Source organism: Paenibacillus intestini, assembly GCF_030803945.1.
GTDB classification, from domain to species: Bacteria; Bacillota; Bacilli; order Paenibacillales; family Paenibacillaceae; genus Paenibacillus; species Paenibacillus polysaccharolyticus.
Genome location: NZ_JAURUN010000001.1, coordinates 604,142 through 622,617, shown reverse-complemented (window position 1 = coordinate 622,617; position 18,476 = coordinate 604,142). Strand labels below are relative to the sequence as shown.

At 41.1% G+C, this 18,476-nt stretch carries 14 protein-coding genes; 11 read left to right on the top strand and 3 right to left on the bottom strand.

What is annotated here, in order from left to right:
- Positions 1-146: 146 nt before the first annotated feature.
- The 7 genes from J2T16_RS02670 to J2T16_RS02640 all read left to right on the top strand — a co-directional run bounded on the left by J2T16_RS02670 (position 147) and on the right by J2T16_RS02640 (position 10,963).
- Positions 147-2,618 (top strand): glycoside hydrolase family 2 TIM barrel-domain containing protein, encoded by a 2,472-nt coding sequence (locus J2T16_RS02670; RefSeq protein ID WP_499017717.1) that lies wholly within the window; start codon positions 147-149, stop codon positions 2,616-2,618.
- Positions 2,619-2,765: 147 nt separating this feature from the next.
- Entirely contained in the window at positions 2,766-3,422 is a 657-nt protein-coding gene (locus J2T16_RS02665) for a GDSL-type esterase/lipase family protein (RefSeq protein ID WP_499017716.1), read from the top strand.
- Positions 3,423-4,034: 612 nt separating this feature from the next.
- On the top strand, positions 4,035-5,648 hold the full coding sequence (locus tag J2T16_RS02660; protein WP_499017715.1) for a sensor domain-containing diguanylate cyclase: 1,614 nt from the start codon (positions 4,035-4,037) through the stop codon (positions 5,646-5,648).
- 247 nt (positions 5,649-5,895) lie between these two features.
- Positions 5,896-7,455: a spore germination protein gene (locus tag J2T16_RS02655; RefSeq protein WP_499017714.1), complete on the top strand. Its 1,560-nt coding sequence runs from the start codon at positions 5,896-5,898 to the stop codon at positions 7,453-7,455.
- 53 nt (positions 7,456-7,508) lie between these two features.
- Positions 7,509-8,726 (top strand): Ger(x)C family spore germination protein, encoded by a 1,218-nt coding sequence (locus tag J2T16_RS02650; protein WP_499017713.1) that lies wholly within the window; start codon positions 7,509-7,511, stop codon positions 8,724-8,726.
- A 31-nt stretch (positions 8,727-8,757) separates the two neighbouring features.
- Positions 8,758-9,861 carry a GerAB/ArcD/ProY family transporter gene (locus tag J2T16_RS02645; protein WP_499017712.1) on the top strand — a complete coding sequence of 368 codons (1,104 nt, stop codon included), beginning with the start codon at positions 8,758-8,760 and terminating at the stop codon, positions 9,859-9,861.
- Positions 9,862-9,871: 10 nt separating this feature from the next.
- Positions 9,872-10,963, top strand: a complete 1,092-nt coding sequence (locus J2T16_RS02640) for a GerAB/ArcD/ProY family transporter (protein ID WP_499017711.1) — start codon at positions 9,872-9,874, stop codon at positions 10,961-10,963.
- 6 nt (positions 10,964-10,969) lie between these two features.
- Here the strand turns inward: J2T16_RS02640 and J2T16_RS02635 are convergent, their stop codons facing one another.
- Together J2T16_RS02635 and J2T16_RS02630 are read right to left on the bottom strand one after the other, a co-directional pair.
- Positions 10,970-11,269, bottom strand: coding sequence for a YczF family membrane protein (locus J2T16_RS02635; protein WP_499017710.1), 300 nt, complete (start codon positions 11,267-11,269; stop codon positions 10,970-10,972).
- A gap of 380 nt (positions 11,270-11,649) precedes the next feature.
- Positions 11,650-12,564 carry a LysR family transcriptional regulator gene (locus tag J2T16_RS02630; RefSeq protein WP_154985666.1) on the bottom strand — a complete coding sequence of 305 codons (915 nt, stop codon included), beginning with the start codon at positions 12,562-12,564 and terminating at the stop codon, positions 11,650-11,652.
- 705 nt (positions 12,565-13,269) lie between these two features.
- On the opposite strand from J2T16_RS02630, the gene J2T16_RS02625 reads away from it, so the two are divergent.
- A complete protein-coding gene (locus J2T16_RS02625; protein ID WP_154985667.1) occupies positions 13,270-14,064 on the top strand; it encodes an alpha/beta fold hydrolase in 795 nt (264 codons plus the stop codon).
- A 625-nt stretch (positions 14,065-14,689) separates the two neighbouring features.
- On the opposite strand, the gene J2T16_RS02620 is transcribed toward J2T16_RS02625, so the two are convergent.
- A complete protein-coding gene (locus tag J2T16_RS02620) occupies positions 14,690-15,220 on the bottom strand; it encodes an arsinothricin resistance N-acetyltransferase ArsN1 family A (protein ID WP_186812423.1) in 531 nt (176 codons plus the stop codon).
- A gap of 118 nt (positions 15,221-15,338) precedes the next feature.
- On the opposite strand from J2T16_RS02620, the gene J2T16_RS02615 reads away from it, so the two are divergent.
- From J2T16_RS02615 to J2T16_RS02605, 3 genes are all read left to right on the top strand, one after another.
- Positions 15,339-15,767, top strand: coding sequence for a MarR family winged helix-turn-helix transcriptional regulator (locus J2T16_RS02615; RefSeq protein ID WP_029881702.1), 429 nt, complete (start codon positions 15,339-15,341; stop codon positions 15,765-15,767).
- A gap of 64 nt (positions 15,768-15,831) precedes the next feature.
- Positions 15,832-17,244 (top strand): NAD(P)-binding domain-containing protein, encoded by a 1,413-nt coding sequence (locus J2T16_RS02610; protein ID WP_154985668.1) that lies wholly within the window; start codon positions 15,832-15,834, stop codon positions 17,242-17,244.
- 79 nt (positions 17,245-17,323) lie between these two features.
- A complete protein-coding gene (locus J2T16_RS02605) occupies positions 17,324-18,352 on the top strand; it encodes a flavin-containing monooxygenase (protein ID WP_261764701.1) in 1,029 nt (342 codons plus the stop codon).
- Positions 18,353-18,476 lie beyond the last annotated feature (124 nt).

Genomic DNA, 18,476 nt, shown 5'->3' with positions numbered 1-18,476 from the left:
TAAATGGACACACAAACTTAGCGATCTAATCTGAAAGGAACAATGCTCCTTTTATTTTTTTTTGTTACGATGATATCACTCGTTGAACACGCCATATAAATAATGAGTATTATTATAATTGGGTTTATTTTGGGGGGAGCAGACAAATGTTAAGAAAGAAATTTAACGAGAAATGGTTGTATAGTAGAAGACTAAGCACAATAGAAAGTATGACTAATCTCGGTGAGGCTACTTCGAAGCCTATAGAAGTCACATTACCTCATGATGCTATGATCATGGAACAACGAAGACCTGATACTAAAAATCAAACACACACAGGCTTTTTCCCCGGAGGGACTTATGAGTATAAGAGAAATTTTTATGCACCCGAGGAATACAGTGATAAAGTAGTTACATTTGAATTTGAAGGCGTATACATGAATGCAATGGTTTATATTAACGGTGAATTTGCCGGTAAACGCCCCTATGGTTATAGTAATTTCTATATAAATGCAAATCGTTTTTTGAAAATTGGTGCTGAGAATGAAATTAAGGTGATCGCAAATACAAGTGCTGAGCCCAATTCGAGATGGTACACCGGAAGTGGAATCTATCGTGATGTAAAAATCATTATTGGTGATTTGTTACATATTCAGGTGGACGGAGTGAAAATTTCCACACCAAATATTAGAGAAGACCTTTCAATTGTTGAGGTTTGTACATCTGTAGAAAACGATGGAAATGTCACAAAGAACGTTTATGTTTTAACTGAAGTCAAAGATGGTAGCGGTAACATAGTAGCATCGGATAAATTGCCTTTAACTGCATATGCGGGTGAAGCAGTTACTGTTAGACAGAGACTCGATGTACACTCGCCGAAGTTGTGGTCTGTAGATACTCCCTATTTATATTCGTGTTCCTCGAAAATCGTGGTAAATAATGAAGTCCTTGATGAAGAGGAAAATCAATTTGGTATTCGGAAATTACAGTTAGATCGAAAACATGGTTTAAGAATTAACGGAGAAGTAGTGAAGTTACGAGGGGCTTGTATTCACCATGACAATGGCGTACTAGGAGCAGCGACATTTGAAAGAGCAGAAGAAAGACGTATTGAACTAATGAAAGAAGCAGGATTTAATGCGGTGAGAAGTAGCCATCAACCTATATCCAAAGCAATGCTAGATGCATGTGACCGTATCGGAATGTTTGTTATGGATGAAGCATTCGATGCATGGAGTAATTCAAAGGTTGATCATGATTATCATTTGAATTTTCATGAGTGGTGGGAAAAAGATATACAAGCCATGGTTGATAAAGATTACAATCACCCTTCCGTGATCATTTACAGCATTGGCAATGAGATACAGGAGGCCGGGACCAAAGAAGGAGCAAACTGGAACCGCAAAATTGCAGAAAAGACACGCTCTTTGGACGGAACTAGATTTATCATAAACGCTGTGAATGGAATGATCTGCATTACGGATCAATTAGGTGAAATCATGGCAGAGTTAAATGATAACACAATTTCATCAACAGTAGCCGAGGAAGAAACGAAAGAAATCAATAATTTGATGTCAAGTCTCATGGGGATGATGAATCAAATTGTTACTCATGAAAAAGTTGGAAAATTAACTGAGGAAACGTTTGCTGGTGTTGATATTGCAGGATATAACTATATGAGTGGTCGATATGAGCTGGATGCTTCTTTGTATCCGAACAGAATTATCTGCGGCACTGAAACCTTTCCTCAAGATATTGACACCAACTGGAAAATGGTAAAGAGAAATACTCACCTTATTGGCGATTTCACTTGGACAGGTTGGGATTACCTTGGCGAAGCAGGAATAGGAAAGCTCGATTATACATTGGATGACAGCAAAGGAATCTATGGACCATACCCATGGTACATTGCTTATTGCGGAGATATTGATATAACAGGCAACCGTAGACCACAATCCTATTATAGAGAAATTGTATGGGAATTAAGAAAAGAACCATATATTACTGTACAAAGACCAGAACATTATCATGACAAAATCAGTAAAACTAGTTGGTCTTGGAGTGATTCTATCTCTAGCTGGACATGGCCCGGTTATGAAAATAAACCTGTAAAAATTGAAGTATATTCTGATGCAGAGGAAGTAGAACTGCTTATAAATAATCAATCTATTGGCAGAGCACCTGTTGGAGATGACAATCGGTTCAAAGCCCTTTTTGATACAATTTATCAGCCCGGAGAGTTAACCGCAGTTGCTTACGTGAATGGTCAAGAAACAGGACGAATGAAACTTCAATCAGCCGGAGAAGAATTGGAGTTAGCTGTGAAGGTTGATCGTGAATCTCTTCAGGCTACAGGTAGTGACCTTGCATATATTAATATATCCTTACGAGATGGTATGGGAACTCTACAGACTGCAGTTGATCGGAAGGTATCAATAGCTGTAGAGGGTGAGGGAATATTGCAGGGTTTCGGAAGCGCCGATCCAACGAGCCTGGAGAATTTTTTTGACACTGAAAGAACTACATTTGACGGTAAGGTACTCGCAGTTATCCGTTCCAAAGCTAAGGCTGGCGCCATTACAGTGACAGTGTCTGCGGACGGGTGTAAGCCATATTGTTTTGTGGTTCCAGTTATTTAGATTAGAAATTGATTTAGGTTAAGTTTCTCCAACATACTCAACAAGTTTCGGAATTGAAAAGCGGAAAGATTATTAACTCTCGTTGCATGACAGGATCCCGTCATTACTTTGACGGCGGACTGACCCTATAAGAAAAGGATGATATCGATGGACAAATTATCACCGGAGATGATTCAATTGTTTATAACCGAATTCGGTAATCAATTCGTAAGTGCAGCTAAGAAGAACCGACTTGATTCGTTTCGAAGACTGAATCCGCATGCGACGAAGAAAGGAATTTCGTTTATTGGAGATTCAATCACCGAGGGATTCCCGATTCACGAAATGTATAGTGGAGAAATGCCTGTGTACAACCGGGGAGTAGGGGGAGATACAACAAGCGAATTGCTGCAAAAGTTGCGGGAAACGGTCTATGAACTGGAGCCATCAATTGTAGTTTTACTCATAGGAGTGAATGATCTTGCATTCAGCTCCGACGTGAATGAGATTTCTGGCAGAATAAAGCAAATTTGTCAGGCTATCATGGCCTCACAGCCAGATATCCGGCTGATCGTGCAATCGGTGTACCCGATTAATCCAATGTATGATCCTCGTGTCACCCAGTTTATCCTGGGCAGTCGAACCAACGTTTCGATTCTTGAATTAAATAAGAGGATTCAGGCGATAACCACTGATGTCGGAGGACAAGAACATATTCCCATTGAAGTCGCTAATTTAGCGGCTTTTTTATTTTATCGGTACAAGTTCTTGTCCCAAGCTAAGGACAAGAACTTGTACCGATTGCCGGAATTGACAAGAACATAGTCCGATTACCGATTAGGTGGATATCTAAACAATGAACATATGGACTTAAAAACTCATTAAGCACCGTGATACATGAAGATATTCATCTTGTTTCAGGACAACTGCCACGAAAAACGTAAAATATAAGTGGTCAGGTATTAAAAGATCGAAGTATTGCTACTGGAACTAGCAGTTGAGGACAAGAACATTGTTTCATTGCAGTTTAGTTTAAGGAACTTAGATTGTCATGGAAACACTACGGAGTAAAATATATTCGCGAAGCATCTGTTTTTACTACAACAATCACGGGGATGTCATCGAATTAAGGATTTCTGCTAGAATTAAACTGAATTCGTATGAATATGAACTCTGGAGGAATTTAGTTTCAGAACAAGAGGAGAAAATTGTTTACTGATCTTTTTAGTACGAGTAAATTTCTTCTGTCCCTAGGACAAATTAGGTTATTACCTACATTGTCACGTTGATTTGATATCAAGGCTCTTCTCCTGTTCAATTCCATAATCGAGTTGTGACAATACATTAAAACAACCTCTTCCTCAATTCTCCACTTGATATTATATTATAAGATGATATGGAACATATTCTTTAAATGTAAATTCGGGGGAAGTAAGAATGATTGCACAGAACAAAACTATATTACCTAGAAAAGAAAAACATCTCAGACAAATCAGTCTTACCACATTGCTTAGTGGACTCGTGATAGTTTCAATACTGTTGTCACTGGCCATTATGGTATTCACCTCTTATACCTCACAGAAACAATACCTTATTACCAACCAGCTTCAGTTAAACTATGAAAGTGCTAAACAAATGAGTCAAAAACTTGACTCGCTTTTTCAATCAATGCAAAAAAGCTTGAAGTACGGCACTGCGTATTTTCAGAATGAAGAGTACTCAGACAAGTCGAAGCTGCAAAATACACTTGAGATGATACGGAATAGTAGCAATTATTTTAATAGTGTTACCTTAACAGATGAGACAGGGTTACAACGTTCTATGTCTCCTTATTCTCACGTAAGAGTAGGCAAACCTGTTCGTTCAGAAGCTGCTAAAGCGGCCGTCTCATCAAAGGCCTCATACATTTCGGAAGCTTACATCAACCCGTATACGAAACAGCAAATCGTCTTTGTCAGCGAACCCATCTTTAATGCCAAGAGAAAATATAAGGGTGCATTAAGTGGAAGTATACTTTTACAAGAGAATAATATATTGAATCTATCCTTTGGGAGCCAGATGAAGACAGGCAATGGATCTTATTTCTTTATTGTGGATCGCAAAGGTACCGTGCTTTTCCATCCAGATATCAATCAAATTGGTAAGAATATTAGCCAAAATATTGTAGTACAGAAGTTACTTAATAGTTTGAAGGGCAAAGAGCGGTATTCCAATTTGGCCGGTGCAGATTCGCTTGCTGGCTATGTCAAAGTTCCTTCAACCCATTGGGGAATTGTTGTTGTTACCCCCACCAAAACAATATTTGATCAATTAAATAATCAAATTAACTTGCTACTACTCTATACTTTGGGGCCGTTTGTAATACTAATTTTAATTGTATTAAGAGTTGCAAGCAAACTAGCGCATCCTTTTGTAAGTCTAGCTAATCTCGTATATCAAGTGACCACAAGTGAAACGAAGTTGCCCGCAGTGAAAGCACACTGGAACAGAGAAGCGGACTTGCTTACACATAAAATCATCGAAGCAATGGAAAACATCAAGGAGAAAACAGAGCGGCTAGAGATTGATGCGAGAACTGATGTGTTAACCGGATTAAACAATCGCAGAACCTTCGAAGAAGCTATTCAGCGGTGGATAGAGGCGGAGATTCCTTTTTCCATCATTGTCTTCGATATCGACCACTTTAAGCTAATCAATGATACCTTTGGACATTCAGCTGGAGACGAGGTTCTAAAACAAACTGCTATAGTAATTCAGTCAGCTTTGGGATCGGAAGATGTATCTTCCCGATTTGGAGGAGAAGAGTTTGTTGTACTGCTTCGGAATCGGAATTCGAAGATGGCTTTCGAGGTTGCCGAAAACATCCGTATATCGGTTGAACAGAATATCATGGTTATAAATCAATCCGTTACATTATCGGCTGGTATCGCTGAGTTTCCGCTTCATTCGCTGTCAGCTACAGAGCTTTTTCAAACAGCCGATGATGCATTGTATCAAGCAAAACAAGGGGGGCGCAATCAAACCGTAATAATTCAGAAATCTATCGAATAAAAGAAGACAGTTAGCCATTATTACAAGGGTTTAGTACTTTGGTCAGACTGAGTCAAATATAGAATCCAATATGTCTACTATGTGAATGTGTGATTTTCAAACTGTAATCTGAAAAGATTGCAGTTTTTTTGTATTGGCTTGGAGTGAAGCAATAGAAGGGATAAGGATCAAGGCACCCCGAGTCTGAATAATTTTTTCTTACACTACTTATAATACAAATTAATTCGATTCAGAGGGAGATTCATCCATGACCACCAAAAGACACCTCCGTTTTTTCAAAAAAAAGATGACCACAGAAATCGCATGCGAGATGGGGTTCAATGACGAGAATGGAAAAATTCAAAGTAACTTGAATCATACGTTACAGCGAATCAACAGAAAACTTGGTCAAAGTCCGGATGTAATTACCCGTGCTTTTCAAATAACAGATCGAAATGGGGTATCGCGACAGGTTGCTGCAGTATATGTAGAAGGGTTATCTAACGAGGAGAAGATCAACGAATTTATATCTTATACGATGAGGCTTGAGCTACAGGAGATTTACCATTCGTCTGAGGGATCACAAGAGTTACATGACTTGCTTCATAATAGAGCACTGGCTGTTGGTAGCGTCAGCGTCACAAATGACTGGAATGATATCATGTACGGCTTATTGTCAGGAGACGTCTTAATTTTGCTCGACGATTGCAACCAGTGCCTATTGGGGGGCGTACGGGGGGGGGAACAACGCAGTGTTTCCCCACCCGAAACCGAGGTGAACATTCGGGGTCCAAAGGATAGTTTCACCGAGTCAATTGGAACAAATGTATCCTTGATTCGTCGAAGATTGAAGAGTCCTAACCTTTGGATGGAATCGTTAAAAATTGGTAATGTTTCCCATACCGAAGTGAAGATGATGTATTTAAAGGGCGTTGCTGACGATGCATTGGTGGACGAATTAAGACGCAGATTAAAAGATATTCGTATTGATATGATTCTGGAAACGGGATACATCGAGGAATTGGTTGAGGATGAGACATTTACTCCCTTCCCAACGGTATATAATTCGGAACGGCCAGATATTATTACAGGCAATCTAATGGAAGGACGCATTGCAGTATTAGTAGACGGAACTCCAAACACCCTAATTTTGCCTACGACGTTTTCGCAATTCTTTAAGGCCGCAGAAGATTATTATCAGCGTTTTGATTTCCCTATTTTTATGAGGATGATTCGGTATGTCAGTTTTTTCATTGTTATTCTGCTGCCATCTGTATACATAGCTCTTACCGCCTTTCATCATGAGATGATCCCAACAGCACTTGCGATCAACCTACTTTCTCAACGAGAGGGTGTTCCGTTTCCAGTCGTACTTGAAGCACTGTTAATGGAGCTTGCCTTTGAAATTATGCGAGAGGCAGGTACACGTATGCCTCGAGCGGTTGGGCAAGCAGTTTCAATCGTCGGAGCTGTAGTATTAGGACAAGCAGCAGTTCAAGCAGGTATTGTAACAGCAATGATGGTGATTATCGTTTCGTTAACGGGAATTGCCAGTTTTACCATGCCAGCCTTTGCACTTACGACAACAGCTCGAATAATTCGGTTTCCCATGATGTTTGTTGCATCGACATTGGGATTCTACGGCATTATCCTTGCGATGATAGTACTTATTGCACACATGACCAGTCTACGTTCACTTGGCATTCCGTATTTGTCACCCTTCGCTCCATTTGGTGCAGGAAAGCAAAAGGACACCATATGGCGTGCTCTGTTCAAATCACCTAAGACTAGACCTGATTTAAAAAATAGTCAGAACCCACCAGAATAAAGTGATCCGTTCTAAGGTGAATCTCAGACCATACTGGCGAAAGGAGAACGTACATGCTAATCAGAAGAACTTTACTGTTAATGTTAGTATGCCTTTTGATGGGCTCTCTGGTATTGACCGGGTGCTGGAATTACCGAGAGTTGAATGAACTGGCTATTCCACTTGCCATGGGGATCGACAAGACCCCCGATACAAACGAGTATACGTTCTCACTTCAGGTAGTGAACGCGCGAGAAATTGCAGGACAACAAGCTGGTGGCAGTGGAGTGCCAGTGGTTTTATATTCAGCAAATGGAACAACGCTCCTTGAAGCCATTCGTAAAGCATCAAAAAAAGTTCCTCGTAGATTAACGGTGGAGCACGTTCGGGATTTTATTATAGGGGAGGAGCTCGCTCGCGAGGGAATGGGAGAAGTGTTTGACTTTATGGAGCGAGACGCGGAACCACGATTGAAGACAAGGGTGTTCATAGCCAAAGGAAGCCGCGCAGAAATAGTTCTGAAAACATTAACGCCACTTGAAAATATCCCAGCTAATTCCATGCTAGGGGAATTGCAAACAACAGCTGATTTTCTAGGCGAAACTTACGAAGCTGGAGTGGATGATGTTATTCGAGGTCTACTTGTAAAAGGAGGAGGTCCCGTGATAAGTGGTATTCATCTTGTAGGAAATACCAGCCTTGCTTCTCAAAAATCAATTTTGGAGCGAAGTGATGTCCCTGCGAAGTTGATTGCAGAAGGAATGGCTATTTTTCGAGAAGGACGATTAATTGAATGGCTTTATGACGACGAAGCTAGAGGTGTATCCTGGGTTAACGGTAAGATAAAGAATACGATTGTCAGTCTGGATTGTAAGGATAAGAAAGGGGCAATTGCAATTGAGGTAATTCGTACAAAGACGAAAATCAAAGCTAGATTTCAAAACGATCATCCTGTAATTACGATTTCCATCCGCAATATTGGGTCACTCGGTGAACTAACCTGTGCTGAAATTGATCCATCTCAGTCGAAGGTACTCCGTCAACTTGAATCAGAGTGGAATGATGCATTGAAGAAAGAGGTTACAAACGCTGTTCGGAAAGTACAGCGACACAAAACGGATGTACTGGGTTTTGGCAATGCCGCTGAAAGAGCAAATCCTGCAAAGTGGAAGACACTGGAGAAAGAATGGGGAAGGCTGTTTGCCACATGCGAATTTCAAGTGAAAGTGGAATCGAAAATACGCCGCACGGGCAAGATCACCAAAACCAACATAAGTGATTTGAAAAAATAGGTTCAGCATACAAAGTAGCGGAGGATAAGGCATGGAAAAAGCAAAAATCAGTGCAGGTCAATTCATGATTCTCATCATTTTATTTGATATGGGAACAGCCATTATACGCGTATTGGCGACCCAAGCAGCGAACGATGCCTGGCTGGCTATTTTGCTTGGAATGTTGGGCGGTCTGCTGATCTTTCACGTATATGTTGCACTCTATCGTCTGTATCCGGATCTTTCGCTCACCGGATATGCAAGAGCCATCGTTGGTAACCGAATAGGTTGGTTCTTAGGTGTGTTATACATACTCTTTTTTATTCATGGTGCTGCACGAGATCTACGAGAAGGTGCTGATTTGCTCATTAGTACCTCACTGGATCTAACTCCTGGAACGATCGTCAGCTCTGTTATGATCCTTGCCGTCGGGTATGTACTAATTAGGGGAATTGAGGTATTAGCCAGGACTGCCCAAATATTTTTTGCTATTTTGGCCATAACAGCTTTGGTGAGTAATGTACTCATCTTTCTTTCTGGTATTGTAGAGTTCGATCGCCTTTTACCCGTCCTGGGAAATGGATGGAAGCCAGTAATAGACATCACATTGAAGCAAACCATCGAGTTTCCATATGAGGAGCTAATATGTTTTACGATGTTACTGCCATATGTGCACTCAAAGAAGAGAGGAATCCAATTGGGATTTGTCGCTGTGCTAATAAGCGGTGTGATTCTCAGTTACTCCAGTGCAATTAATATAGCTGTGTTGGGAACAGGGATATCCGGACGAGCTACCTTCCCCATGTTATATACAATCAGTCTGATTAATCTAGGCGAGTTTATTCAGCGACTTGACGTGGTGGGTGTATTAACATTAATTGTCGGTGACTTTTTCAAAGTTGCGATCTTTTTTTATGCGAGTGTTATGGCAGCTACAGATGTTTTTCGAATCAAAGAATATCGAAATCTCGTTTATCCCATCGGGCTTATTATTTTATTCGCTTCCTTCATGCTTTCGGGGAATTTTGCAGAGCAAATCGAAGAGGGAGACCTACTGCTGCTGACCGTATTTTTGTTGTTCGGTGTAGGTATTCCTGTTCTTTTGCTTGCAGGAGCTATGATCAAGAAATATATAAAGATATATGTGAGGAAGTAGGAGGTGCAGCATGAAAAACGAACGCATTAGTCCAATGCAATTGTTTACCCTTATTATTCTTTTTGACATGGGAACAGCACTCGTGGTCTCCTTAGGAATTGAGGCTGGTAAGGATGCCTGGCTCGCCACTCTTCTTGGGGCATCAGTCGGTTTGTTCCTTATAGGGATTTACATGAAATTATATCGCTTGTTTCCCAAGCGTACACTCATCGGTTACACTCAGGATATTCTAGGTAGTAGCGGGGGACGATGCGTAGGTATCTTGTACATTCTTTTCTTCATCTATGGTGCAGCACGGGATCTTCGTGACGGGGCAGATCTTCTAGAAAATTCAGTTTTAGATCAGACCCCATCGGTGGTTATCACATCATTAATGATGTTGACCGCTGCATATGTCTTAAATAAAGGGATAGAAGTATTGGCAAGGACAGGCCAAATTTTCCTAACTGTGCTTTGCTTTATCGGCTTTATCAGTAGTGTATTACTGATCTTATCAGGGAGTCTAGAAATTGATCGGATATTGCCCACGATGGCAGATGGATGGAGACCCATCGTTGAAACAACAATGAAACAAACGATTGAATTCCCATACAGTGAGATAATCTGCTTTACCATGATACTTCCCATGTTGGACAAGCCAATCCATGCAAAAAAGGCAGGATTCGCTGCCGTAATTGTCAGTGGTTTAGTGCTCAGTTATTCAAGTGTGCTCAAAATTACAACACTTGGGGTAGATATTGTTGAAAGATCTACGTTTCCTACGCTTTACATGATTAGTTTAATTAACATTGGGACATTTATTCAACGACTAGATGTCTTCGTTGTTTTAACTCTGATCATCGGCGTTTTTTTTAAAATCTCTATTTTCTTTTACGCGGCCGTCATAGCCATTGCTGATATTTTTAGAATAGGGGATCGTCAGAGCACCGTTTTGCCTATAGGTCTGTTAATTTTCTTGATAGGCTTGATTCTGTCAAGCAACTTTGCAGAACATATTGAAGAAGGCAATATTGTCTTACAGACGGTTTATGTCGTGGCTGGAGCAGGCATTCCAGTCGCGTTACTTATGGTCAGCATTTTTCGAGGTATGGCCAGACGTTAACTCCATTTACTTATATGTTTTGTTTGTTGCTTGTTTTTGCTTTTTCAAATGGACATTAATCGGTTTGACGATGACATATAGCATAAAAATGACGACAGTAACCAACTCCTGAGGGGTCATAAAGGTAAATGGAGATATGATATTCTCGAGAGATACGGATAAAGGTAAACCAACCAACAAATCCATACATATTACAAACCCTACACTAAGTAACAAGAGTACAATGGAGACAATAAAGATCCGCAACAAAAACCCACCTTTATCGAAGTATTTATATGTAGTATTAGAAACGTTCTGAAAGTTCATTCACAAACCCAAACTTAAAATATGAAGGTTCGGCTGACGCAGAAATGGCGAGAGACAAAACACAGAAATAAATTAGAAATAGATAACAAGCAATCGAATGAAAAAAAGAATTCTCAAACACTATGGGATAATGTTGTCGAGGGACAAGAACATACTCCTATTGAAGTCGCTATTTTAGTGGCTTTTTTTATTTTATCGGTACAAGTTCTTGTCCCGAGCAAAAGACAAGAACTTGTACCGATTACCGGAATTGACAAGAACATAGTCCGATTGCCGATTAGGTGTATATCTAAACATTAATCACAGGCTTTTACGCTTCATTAAATACCATAATACATATCTGGGAACGATTTTCCTGTTCGGTATGGGACATTTTTATATCAGATCGGTTCTATCGAAGTTCGATTGGAAAAATATTCAATCAATGCCCTATAAAACACTTTGGAAGGCGTGTTCAATACACGTTTTTTGTGCCGGACGATGCCGTGAACGAAGGTGACTTGTCGAGGCAGGGGGAGCGAGATGACGCTGCATTCCGCAAGTTCTTGCGTCACAGAGATTTTCGGCACAAGAGCAACGCCAAGTCCGCAAGTCACGACCTGTCGTACAAGTTCGGTACTTGCAAATCCGGTCGAACGGATTCCAGGGGGTAGCCCCATTTCGCTTAACAGTTTGAGTCCTTCCGTATGATATACGCAGCGGGAACCGAAACCGATCATCTGAATCCCCGAAGTATTTTCCCATCCTTCGTTTTCGATCAAATGAGCCAGATTCTTGGAGGCGACAACGATCATTTCCTCTTCGACCAGCGGTTCAAAAATCAAATCTTCTTTTTTGGGGTCCATCGGTACGATTCCGAAATCGAGTACATGAGACTGAACCTGTTCAACAATGTCGGCTTGAAATCCCGTTTCTAGCAGCAGATGGATTTCTGTATATTCCGTGAAAAAAGAATGCATAAAATTGGACATTCGTGTCACCAAAAAAGATTCCAATGATCCCAAACGCAATGTGCCTCGGGGATGATCCAAATTTTCCAATGCTTCTTCGAGCGAATGACCCAACTGTACAAATTTTCGGGCATAACGTGCAAACTGTTCGCCCGCTTCAGTCGGTTTTACGCCACGGGGAAGTCGGTGAAAAAGTTTTTTATTACAGCTTTGCTCCAATAACTGGATCTGTGAAGTAACCGTCGATTGTACATATCCCAGCTTTTCAGCGGCACGGCTGAAATTTCCTTCTTCCAATACTGCCAAAAAAGTAAGCAATGATCGTCCTTCCAAGGTCTCCAACATGATTTTTCCTCCTAGGTATCGAAAAAACAAATGGATTCTATCATATATTTTTGTTTTTAAAATGGATAAACCGATGATAACATGAAGATGTTCTCAAGCCAACAACATCTTCAAGGAGGAACCATCGTGATGAGGAAAAGCGGATTTCGATTAGGAATTTATGTGTTTAAAGATGCGGAAGTCATCGACTATGCCGCACCTTACGGCGTGTTTTCGGTAGCGAGAAGACTTGATCCGTAATTGGACGTGTTTTTGGTAGCAGACTCGCCTAGTCCTGTACAAATACAGGACGGGTTGACAGTAATCCCGAATATTTCATTTGTCGAAGAACCGGATTTAGATGCTTTTCTTATTCCCGGGGGATTCGGAACACGCCATGAAATGCATAACGGTCGCTTGTATCGCTATATACGCTCTCTTCCAGAACAATGTTTACTGACAAGTGTGTGTACAGTTTCTTGGGTTTACGGAAAAATGGGATTGCTTGACGGCATCGCCGCAACGAGCCGCAAAGCTCCCGATCGTTTGGCTGAGCTTGCGCCGGCCTGCCGCATTAGTCGGAACTGGGATTTCATTTGTTCAGAAAAGCGGGTTATGACGAAGATTTCATTACGGAGGTAGCCCGAATCATGGAGTACGACCGCGCTTATGAAATCTACCGTGACGATATAGAATGGAACGCTTAACTACAAGGGGGAAATTATAATGTTGCATACAGCTAATGGTCATTATATTGAGGTCGAGGAAAATGTTACTCTTTATGTGGAAGATGTAGGCGAAGGCAGACCTGTTGTATTTGTGCACGGTATGCCTGTCAATCATAGGATCTACGAGTATCAGCAATCGGTACTGCCTCAACATGGTATCCGTTTTATCGGAATCGATCTACGAGGATACGGCCGTTCCGACCACCCGCTGAACGGGTACACTTATGATCGAATGGCAGACGATATTAAGGCAGTGATCGACCAGCTTAATCTCAACGACGTTACACTGGCCGGTTTTTCTATGGGCGGCGGCGTTGTAACGCGGTATATGGGCAGACATCTGGGACATAAAGTTTCCAAACTGATGCTTTTCGGAGCAGCGACGTTGAGTAAGCTGCCTGAAGAAGCGGTACACGGATTGATCGCCGGACTTCAAGCCGATCGGCCGCAAACGCTAACGAGTATGTTTAAAGGTTTTTTCCACACGGTGCCTTCCCAAGGGATAGAAAACTGGTTATGGCACATGGGGATGAAGGCGAATGTTCATGCTACGATCGAAACGGTAAAAGCGATCGGCTACGAGGATCTTCGCTCCGATCTTGAAGCCATCCGTGTCCCGACACTGATGCTGCATGGAGTTCACGATCAAGTGTGTCCATTCCCCGCCGCCGAACAAGCTCACGAAATCGTATCGACGTCAAAACTTGTTCGTTTTGAAAACAGCGGACATGCCCCTTTCTATGAGGAAAAAGAAAAATTCAATCGGGAAGTTATTGAGTTTGTATTAGCCTAAAAGGATACGTATCTTTTTCGTAAGTCTTGATCAAGTTTTAAATTTACTCAGCCATATTTCCAATGAGGCAAAATCTCCGTTCCAGCTGTCGAGTGGGATAATGTAATCTGTTTCTTTAGCTAACAGGCAGGTTAGCTTACTTAAATGTAAGTGAAGAGGGAACAGAACTTGTTCAAGCTCATTTACTTAAAACTTGGAATAATGTAATGGCGGATTGTAATATGAAGTGCGACACCCGCTGAAAATAAATAGAAAATGTCCCATGGCCGGATTAAAATATTCTGAAACAAGGATTTTAATAGTTACGCTAACGAGAAACGTTTGCTCAATACAATCAAGAAAGCAGCCGATCAATGTGATTGGTTGCTTTTCTTCAACTAACGTAGACTTACGTCATGAGAGAGAGAGAGAGAGAGAGAGAGAAGTGATTCAAAGAATGTTGCAATTTATTAGTTTTTTAGGGCGAATGTCGAGGGACAAGAACATAGTCCGATTACCGATTAGGCGTATATCTAATCGGTATCTTGCTCTTCAATACATTTATAACTGGCAGGTTAGTTTAATGTATCGTATTCAAGTAATTCGAAAACCTAAGTATTATAAGATCAAATACGGCTCGCGATGCTTATAAAATTTTCTCCATTGCCATCACATCTACAAATTTCCCTTCTAAAACGCCTTGATTCTGAAAAACACCTACTTCTCGGTATCCAGCTTTATGATATAAGCTCTGACCTAGCGTATTAAATGGAAAGGGGAATAGAACAAACTTATAAAAGTTATTCTGCTTACCGATTTCCTCTAATTTCTCAAGCAACTGTTTTCCGACCCCTTTGCCACGATGATCACGATGAATATAAATGGAGAGGTTACCGACACCGTCATACGCGCTTCTTGAGCTATACGAATTGATAGAAGCCCATCCGACCACTTGATCATTCTGTTCGGCTATAAGTACCGAGTAACGTCCCTGGTGCTTGTTAAACCATTCAGACATGTAAGCTTCATCTTTTATATCTGTTTCTAGCGTGGCAATACGGTCTTCAATACCTTGGTTATAAATAGTCAGAATGCTTCCCAGATCGACTTCTCTAGCTTGCCGCAGAATTGCCAAGTTGATCACTCCTATGTTTTCTTTTTGTATATGTTTATACATCACAATCTAATTTGAAATGGGAAGGGGAATAGATAAATAAAAAAACATTTGCAATTTGCAAATAATGAGGGTATAACTATAACAAGAGGTGAGTTAATTGGAAAACAACGTAAGAGAGATGTTTCAGATCATGACACGGCGTTTTGGATTGTTGGATAAAAACTGCTGCACCGCAGGAGGGCTGGATATTTCACTTGTTCAGAGTCATATCATTTATGAGATTGATCGTAAACATAATCCATCCATTCAGCAAGTCGCAGATGCACTCTCCATTGACATCACGACGTTTAGCCGCCAGGTTCAAAGTCTCGTAAAGTTGGGTTTGGTTCAAAAAACGCCCCTACCTGAAGATCGACGGATTTACATATTATCCTTGACTACACAAGGTAAGTTTGTTGCTACGGTCATTGATGAGCAGATGAATGATTACTTAAAAGAAGTTTTTTCGCATATGTCTGAGTTTGAACGGGATATGGTCATTAACGCCGTTAAACTGTTAAACGAAAGTATGGCGAAATCCAGCGTATGCTGTACACCACTGGGGTAATACTTATCCCATTTATTTAATGTAATACTTGCAAAATGCAACTAATTACGAGGAGGAAACTAAGATGATTAAAAATATTCCTGTAAACCAAGTGAGCTGCTGCGAAGCACCAGTGCAAGAGAAGGGCAACTTACCTGTTGCGATCATTGGAGCTGGACCGGTTGGTCTTGCGGCAGCAGCACAACTCATTTCAAAAGGTGAGCCGTTTATGTTGTTTGAAGCTGGACATGAAGTGGGGGCAAACATTCGAAAATGGGAACATGTACGACTGTTTTCGCCATGGCAATATAACATCGATAAAGCTGCTAAAGAGTTGCTGCTAAAGACGAATTGGGTTGCTCCACAAAACGAAAAGATCCCAACGGGTAAGGAGATTGTTGAGCATTATCTAAAACCTTTGGCTGCGCTGCCTGAATTAAGTCCAAATGTGCATTTGAATACGAAAGTTACTGCGATCAGTCGTAAAGGGTTAAGTAAAGTGAAAACAAATGGGCGTGAGAAACTGCCGTTTGTGATCCATGTTGAACAAAACGGATCTTCGTTTATTTATGAAGCGCGGGCTGTTATCGATGCCACGGGGACATGGTCCAATCCTAACCCGCTTCGTTCAGACGGTGTATTTTCAGAAGTGGAAAAAGCGCTTAAAAGTCACATTTCATATGGTATTCCTGCGGTATTAGGAAAAGAGAGAAATCGGTATAGTGGCAAAAAGGTGCTTGTTGTAGGAAGCGGACATTCTGCGATTAACACGTTGCTTGAACTTGTAGAGCTTCAAAAAGAAGAATCAGGGACTGAGATTGTGTGGGCTGTTCGCAAAAAAAATATCGAGGATGTTTATGGCGGACGAGAACTAGATGGGCTTCAGGCAAGGGGGGAACTGGGTACTCGTATCCAAAAGGTGGTTGAATCCGGTGTCGTAAAGGTCCTGACAGCATTTCATATTGAAAAGCTTCAAAAACAAGGTGAACAGATCCAGGTTTCCGGAACCATTAAAGATGAACAAGTGGTTATTGATCACATCGATGAAATTGTAGGTAACACAGGTTCTCGTCCTGACTTATCGATGGTGCGAGAAGTACGGGTATTAACGGACCCAAACTTAGAATGTGTTTATGAGCTTGCACCATTAATTGATCCCAACATCCACAGCTGCGGAACAGTTCGACCACATGGCGAAAAAGAGCTCCGTCAACCTGAAAAGGACTTTTATATCGTTGGTGCCAAAAGTTATGGAAGAGCGCCAACCTTCTTAATGGCAACGGGATATGAGCAAGTCAGATCCATTGTAGCAGCTCTAGTGGGAGATATGGAGTCAGCACAAAAAGTAGAACTGGAACTGCCGGAGACGGGGGTTTGTAGTTTAAGTGCTAGTAGCGCGGACAGCTGCTGTGAACCGGCTCAGGTGAAGGAAGCATCTTCGGATTGCTGCTCACCTTCAAAAACGGAAAAAGCAGGATCAAATTCCTGCTGCGGATAATCAAGAATTTAGAGCTACTGCATCCGAATCGTGATGCAGTAGCTTTTTATAGAAGGAGGGAGAAAATAAATTGAAAAATGTGGTTTATGATTGCATCATTATTGGTGGTGGACAATCCGGTTTGGCAGCAGCCTATTACTTGCAGGAAGCTAAACGGAGCTTTATCATCCTTGAAAAAAGTGAAGAACATCTAGGATCATGGGCAAATTATTATGATAGCTTAACGTTGTTCTCACCTGCGTCGTATTCCTCATTACCAGGACTCCCATTTCCAGGCGGTGCAAATGTTTATCCGCGTAGAGATGAGGTTGTTCAATACTTAAAGTCTTATGCGGCTACCTACAATTTTCCAATACACTCAGGGCAAGAAGTAATCAAAGTAGATAAGAAAAGCAATATCTATACAATCCATACCTCAAGGGGAGAACGGTTTCGTACACGGTCCATCATTTGTGCAAGCGGAGCATTCGTAAATCCTCATATTCCAGACATTCCTGGCATGCATGAATTTAAGGGGGAGATGCTTCATGCCAAGGACTACCGAAATGAGAAAGAGTTTAAAAACAAACGGATCATTGTTGTTGGAAGCGGAAACTCGGCGATCCAAATAGCGGTTGAACTTGCTCGGACGGCGCATGTAACGATTGCATCCAGAAGCCCGATCAAATTCAAGCCTCAGGTCATTGGAGGGAAAGATATTCACTTTTGGCTAACCATACTTAGGCTTGATCAATCCAATTGGGGCAAACGATTATTGCAAAAAAGCAGTGACGGTGTCCTTGATACCGGTATATATAAAAGTGCTATTGATCAAGGTAAACCCGATGCCAAACTGATGTTTAAAGCTTTTACGGAAAATGGGATAGTGTGGGCAGATGAGACTCGTGAAAATGTGGATACCGTTATTTTTGCCACAGGGTATATTCCGAATTTCGAATATCTTAGTGGATTAAACGTTCTTGATTCGTCAGGTGTACCTTTAAAACAAAGCGATGAAAATATTCATTTTGTAGGTATACCGTGGCAGACCTCATTTGCTTCGGCGACGATTCGAGGCTCAGGGAAAGATGCGAAAAAAGTTGTACAATCACTTGTGATAAGATTGTGAGATATTGAATCTCAGGAGGATGTTATAATTAGTGATTATAACTATTCTTGAGGTGATTTTAATGAAGGTACACTTTTGTAAAGTAGGTAATCTTTATTGCCGACTTTTTTTGATGCACTAAGAC